Origin of the sequence: Pseudomonas sp. YQ_5 (genome assembly GCF_043103305.1) — a bacterium.
In the GTDB taxonomy this organism is placed as follows: Bacteria; Pseudomonadota; Gammaproteobacteria; order Pseudomonadales; family Pseudomonadaceae; genus Aquipseudomonas; species Aquipseudomonas putida_Y.
In genome coordinates, this window is the sequence record NZ_JBICJS010000004.1 from 1 (window position 1) to 1645 (window position 1645).

Below are 1645 nucleotides of genomic sequence, written 5' to 3' on the forward strand. Positions count from 1 at the left end.
AAACAAGGCGGTCGCGCGCGCCTCTCACAGGCATTACTGGCCCGAAACAAACGTAGGAGCGAGCGCAGCTCGCGATGCGCCGCGCGGGCGGCGCGCGATCTCACTGCCACCAAACCTCCCATGGCAGGCACCCTCCACTCGCCGCAACCGGATTTGCTAAGATCGCGGCCTTTCCGCTGGGTGAACTGCGTATTCACTCGAGCCCTTTGCAGCCTGCTGGAACACCCGATGAACAAACTGATTCTGCCTTTCGCCATCTTCGTTAGCGTCATCATCACAGGGAAGATCGCCGAGCATTACGGCCTGGAGGGCAGCTGGAAAGTCGGCCTGCTGTGCCTCGTGGCAGCTGCTGTCCAGATCGCGGTTACCCGCTTTCAGCGCCACCAGCGGCACAAAGCCGAGCTTTAAAGGGCGCGGGGCCCTCTGGATGATCACGTTATGGGGACCTTTCTTTCACCCAATTTTCACAGTGGCTTGGGCAGGATGAAGCTATCCCTACGTGATAGTACTTAGCCCGCCTCGGCGGGCTTTCTTTTGCCCGCATGTTTCCTATCGACGTTTTGAGGAACGGGAGCGGGTCAAAAAATCAGAAATTACCCCTTCCTTGTAGGCCATTTCCCAAAGATACTCCTCGCGCCTGATTTTCGTTGCACATGGAAATAGTCAGCCCTAGTCTCGATCCGTCGCTGCCAATTCAGTGACCGGTTTTGACGGACCGATGACGCTGTCCTCATGTGCACACTTTTATGGTGGCTGTACGTGCGGGCACCCTGTGGTGCGCCGAGTGCCAACGTCTCGGTCCGTCAACCCGCGTACAGCTGCCACCCATTGCTTGACGGCATGGCGTGGTAGCTCCTCCTTCTACGTTGGAGCCTCACCATGCTCAAGATCGTTCCAGATCCACCCCACCGGTCCCTCTGCCTTGAAGACACCCTGATCCAGGCCACGGATTACGCGCTTTGCGCTGCAACTGTCGTGCATCAGGCAATGCTGCTGCAGCCCAAGTCCCCAGCGTCGATTTTGATGATGACCTCAATGCATGAACTGGAGACCTTGAGAGCTTTGCTCGAGTCCGCAATAGCCCAAGTGCAGATGCCCAGTGAGCCTCGGACTATGCATTGACGTGTCGCTGATGTACTGCCTGGGCCGGCCTCTTCGCGGATCCCCTCCCAGGCACTCCCTCAGCCTTGAAGACTGCCGTGCTCCTGTAGGAGCGGTTCACCCGCGAATAGGCCCGTACAGGCTGAAGCAATCTTGGGGAAACTGAACAATGTCCACAGAAGAAACCAAATTCACCGTCGGCAAAACCACCTTCTACCAAGGTGAAAACCAGACCCATCCGCTGTTCCGCATAGAAGCCGGCATCCCTTGTCAGAGTGCGCGGGAACAGGCATCAGAGCTGATGGGTTACGCTCGGGATATGACGTTGGACGGCCTGATGGAAGACAAGCCCCAGCTGATCTGGGCTTCGCACTATCTCTGCGCCTTGGCCAAGGCGCTGATGGATGATGCCGAGTTGGGCATGATGAAAGACTCGGACAACTCACGGTAAAAATTCGCACAATGTGGAAGCCGCCTTGCGTTGCGAAAGGGCCGCGAAGCGGCCCCGTAACCTATTGGGCAAGAGACTGGCCAATTATCAAAT

General features: G+C 57.3%; 3 protein-coding genes. All 3 read left to right on the forward strand.

Translation table 11 applies throughout. The annotated features are described in order from the left end of the window. Positions 1-228: 228 nt before the first annotated feature. Positions 229-408, forward strand: a complete 180-nt coding sequence (locus tag ACF8EA_RS00690) for a hypothetical protein (protein WP_103444605.1) — start codon at positions 229-231, stop codon at positions 406-408. 471 nt (positions 409-879) lie between these two features. Then, positions 880-1122, forward strand: a complete 243-nt coding sequence (locus ACF8EA_RS00695; RefSeq protein ID WP_049587650.1) for a hypothetical protein — start codon at positions 880-882, stop codon at positions 1120-1122. A gap of 148 nt (positions 1123-1270) precedes the next feature. Then, positions 1271-1552 (forward strand): DUF3077 domain-containing protein, encoded by a 282-nt coding sequence (locus ACF8EA_RS00700; protein ID WP_209965252.1) that lies wholly within the window; start codon positions 1271-1273, stop codon positions 1550-1552. Positions 1553-1645 lie beyond the last annotated feature (93 nt).

Excerpts from the sequence above, each read along its gene's own strand:
- ACF8EA_RS00695 (WP_049587650.1), top strand. The coding sequence starts at position 880 with ATGCTCAAGATCGTTCCAGATCCACCCCACCGGTCCCTCTGCCTTGAA.
- ACF8EA_RS00700 (WP_209965252.1), top strand. The coding sequence starts at position 1,271 with ATGTCCACAGAAGAAACCAAATTCACCGTCGGCAAAACCACCTTCTAC.
- ACF8EA_RS00690 (WP_103444605.1), top strand. The coding sequence starts at position 229 with ATGAACAAACTGATTCTGCCTTTCGCCATCTTCGTTAGCGTCATCATC.